Annotated in this window: 3 protein-coding genes; all 3 read right to left on the reverse strand. The window is 28.1% G+C overall.

All coding sequences use genetic code 11. The features are described from left to right. Positions 1 to 682: 682 nt before the first annotated feature. Positions 683 to 1,060, reverse strand: coding sequence for an SVM family protein (locus M8044_RS02285; RefSeq protein WP_273585439.1), 378 nt, complete (start codon positions 1,058 to 1,060; stop codon positions 683 to 685). 34 nt (positions 1,061 to 1,094) lie between these two features. Further along, positions 1,095 to 3,419: an AAA family ATPase gene (locus M8044_RS02290; RefSeq protein WP_273585440.1), complete on the reverse strand. Its 2,325-nt coding sequence runs from the start codon at positions 3,417 to 3,419 to the stop codon at positions 1,095 to 1,097. Positions 3,420 to 3,463: 44 nt separating this feature from the next. After that, a partial coding sequence (locus M8044_RS02295; RefSeq protein WP_273585441.1) for an HU family DNA-binding protein occupies positions 3,464 to 3,616 on the reverse strand: 153 nt, incomplete at its 5' end.

The raw sequence follows: 3,616 nt of genomic DNA on the forward strand, positions 1-3,616 counted from the left end.
AAACTTTTGGAACACCTCACTAACCCCGTAATAGAAGCAATTTCGGAAGCGTTGATGTATTTTTTTCGGTGTTGATACCATAATTTGGTTCGTTGATTTAAGTTTTTGATTCTCATAATAATTATTCTTTCTTAAAAATTTTTTTTAAAAAAAAAAAAAAAAGATATTTTCCTAAATAATAAAAAAAACGAAAAATATGATAAAGACATTTAAAAAAGAAAATCAATTAAATATAAAAGATGGGGGAGAAATAATAAAATAATTGTTAATAAACCTAAGTTTAACCATTGATTTTGATAAGTAAAGAAATAATCACTTATAGTTTTAAGCATGTTATTTAACTTAGTTAACCAAGTATTAATGAAATTCCACATGATAATTTAGCTTCTTAGTAGTTAAATATTGATAAAATTGAACCACGATTCCTTGTTTTAGTTGGTGAATACTTAGTTTGACAGTGAAAAGATAGAATTTGATGACATAATAAATGGCGATAATAGGAAGAAATGAAAGTAGGGTAATGATGAAAAAGATGAAATTACTAGGTAAAGATGAAAAGATTTTTTTAATTAACATAATTTTTGGTTTCCTTTCCAAGTTTATATAGGTTGTTAAATAAAAAAAGACCCTTAGGAGGGTCTTTGTGAAAAATTAAATATTTTTATTTATTATTAAAAACAAATTAATTATTTTCATCATTTAAACTTTTTAAAAGTGTTTGATAAGTTTTTAATTGTTCTTTTTGATTATGAATTAAATTTTCTAAATTTTGTTTTAAGGTTAAAAGAGTATTTTTTTTAGGATCATTATTTGATAATTGTTGTATTTCGCTTTCTGTATTTATTTTTTTAACTGCATTTTCCCGAATTTTATATTTTAAATTAATTATATTTTCTTCAATAGAGTAATTAGTTATGTTTTGATTATTATTGCTAGTACTAGCAATATCTTTATTCATCCCCATTACTTGTTGATTATTAGCAATTAAAAACAATCCTAAGAAAGTAAATACAATAAACGCATTTAATAACAATAATAAATTATTTTTGATTTTAAACATTAATTAAATCTCCTTTTATTTTTATTCTTTTTTATCACCAGCCATCGCTGGTTCTTTTGTTATTTTGGGATTCTTTGACTTTATCGTTATTGTGTTTATCTTGGTAAAGGGATAAAGTTTTGCGGACAGGGTTGAAGTGGAGGTGGAAATCAGTTAATTCGAAGTTAGAGTTGGAAACATGTGCGCGGCCCAGGTAATAGTCTTTGTCTTCTTCTAAGAAGTGTTTAGGGCCTTTGTATTTAAGGATTAAACAGTTACCGCTTGAGTCTTCTTTGAATTGTTTTTCTAAGTTGACATATACAAATAATTGACTATCAATTTTTTTGTCGAAACTAGAATATTCAAATCCATTAATAGAGGTTTCCTCATAAGTTAATCCTCTGTTATTCCAACGGTCGAAAGGATAACGGTCTTTGATGTAGTTGGCGAGGTTTGAAGGTTCTTTTTGGGTTTCACGACGATTATCGACCAGTTTTAATTCTTTTCTTAAACTTTCTTCTTGAGCTGGAAGAGTTTTAAGTTTATTTTTAATATCGATTATTTCTTGGTTTTTATCTTTAATCGTTTGTTCGTATTTGTCAGGTGTTTGGTTTAAAGTGATTAATTCTTGTTCTAATTGTGGAATTTTGTTTTCTTGTTGGATTTTAGTTAATTGACCTTTAATATCATTTAATTCAGATTGGATTTGAGCATAGCGACGATTGTAATAGTTAATTCCGTTTAAACCATCAAAGGTATAGTGAAATTCTATTTTAGTTTCGTCTTTAGGTTTATCTAAATATTGAAGGATTCCTTGACGCCATTGGGCGTATTGATTTTCACAAGCTTCTCTTCTTTTTTTAACCTGACTATAATCAGGTTTCATTTTTAATTTTAGTTGTAAGACTTCTTCGAGATCCGAAGGTAACATAACTTCGTGGGTTTGAGGGTTTTGTTGAGCCCATTTAGCGGTTTTTTTGTAAGCTTCTTCAATGATCGTGGTTAAATCACGGTTAGAAAGATTTTTGCCTTGACATAATTGAGTAATCTCTTTTAAAGCCAAGAAAGTATGATAACTAATTTGATAAGGGGTGATAATATGTTTTAAATAACCTTCAATTTCATGATCTTTTAAATGACCGATATAGATTTCTTTACTAAAACGACTGCGTAAAGCGGAATCAATTTTGTGAAGATTATTCGTCGCTCCCATTAAGACAATTTTTTTATTACTACTATTAAAACCATCTAATTTATCTAATAAAGTATTAATCACATTGACTCCTCCTGAAGAAATGTTGGAATCATTACGATTTTCTAAGCCTTCGATTTCGTCAATAAAGATAATGGTTTTATCATGACTTTCGGCTTCTTGCCACACTTTCTCCACTTCTTTTTCTCCTTCGCCGATGTATTTTTGTCGGAATTTAGAAGGAATTAAATTAATAAAGTGCACATTAGCTTCCCCACAAAGGGCTTTGATTAAAAAGGTTTTTCCTGTTCCTGGAGGGCCATAAAGTAAATAACCTTTGGGACGAACTTGATCGAAGTTAATTAAGGATTGGTTTGTGCGAAAATAAGTTAATAAGTCTTCTAATTCTTCTTTTTCACTTTCCATGCCGTAAACTTCTTTAAATGTCACTTGTTTTTTAGTATGAGGAAGAGGTTTATTTTCTTTTAAATGATTTAATTGCGTTTGTAAGTTTTTCTTTTGTTTTTCAAAAGCTAATTTTTGATCAGTTAAGAACAGTTTAAAATCCTTGAAATTTTTTAATTCAGTTTGATTTTTTCGATATTCTTTTTGAGTTTTTATTTCTTCAATTCTTTTTTGATTAGCTTCCACATAATTAAGAGCTTGATTTAATTGAAAAATTTGTTTTTGGAGATTTTCTTGGGTTTGGAGTTGGGCTTTTTCTTGCGCTAATTTTTCTAATTCTTCTTGTTTTTCTTTTTTATTTTGGTTTAACGCTTTCCTTTGCTCCATTAAATTATCGACTAAAGCTTGTTGGGCTTGGAGTTGATTTTTTAGTTCTGTTAATTGTTGTTGTTTTTGGGTTTTAATAATTGGGGTTAAATGCGGATTGTTAGTTAATTCAGTTTGAAGAGTTTTAATTTTAGTAATAATGTCAGTTAAAGTTTTGACATTTTCATCAATTTTGGTTTTTAAGGTTTGATTTTGTTGTTGGAGTTCTTGGATTTTGGCTTGTTCTAATTTGATTTGGTTGTCAATTTCTTGTTGTTGTGTTGATGGAGGTTGATTAGTTAATGGTGGATTTTTAGTTGATGGGCGAGAATGAGTGATGCCAAAAATTAATAAAATCAAGAAACCTAAACTTAATAATCCGATCAAACTCAGATAAATTTTTTTATTTAATGTCATAGATAACCTCCTTTCTTAGGTTTTATTTAAAGAAAATAATTTGGTTATTTTAAAATTAAAGTTTTTACTTGGTCTTTGATGGTTTTGGAAAGTTTGAAAGTGACTACTGTTTTGGCAGGAATTTTTAGTTTTTTCTTTGTTTTCGGGTTTCTACCGATGTAGGCTTTTCTTGATTTTAGTTTGAATTTACCTATTTG

The sequence above is a fragment of the Columbia Basin potato purple top phytoplasma genome (assembly GCF_028595955.1).
Lineage (GTDB): Bacteria > Bacillota_I > Bacilli_A > Acholeplasmatales > Acholeplasmataceae > Phytoplasma.

Excerpts from the sequence above, each read along its gene's own strand:
- M8044_RS02285 (WP_273585439.1), bottom strand. The coding sequence starts at position 1,060 with ATGTTTAAAATCAAAAATAATTTATTATTGTTATTAAATGCGTTTATT.
- M8044_RS02290 (WP_273585440.1), bottom strand. The coding sequence starts at position 3,419 with ATGACATTAAATAAAAAAATTTATCTGAGTTTGATCGGATTATTAAGT.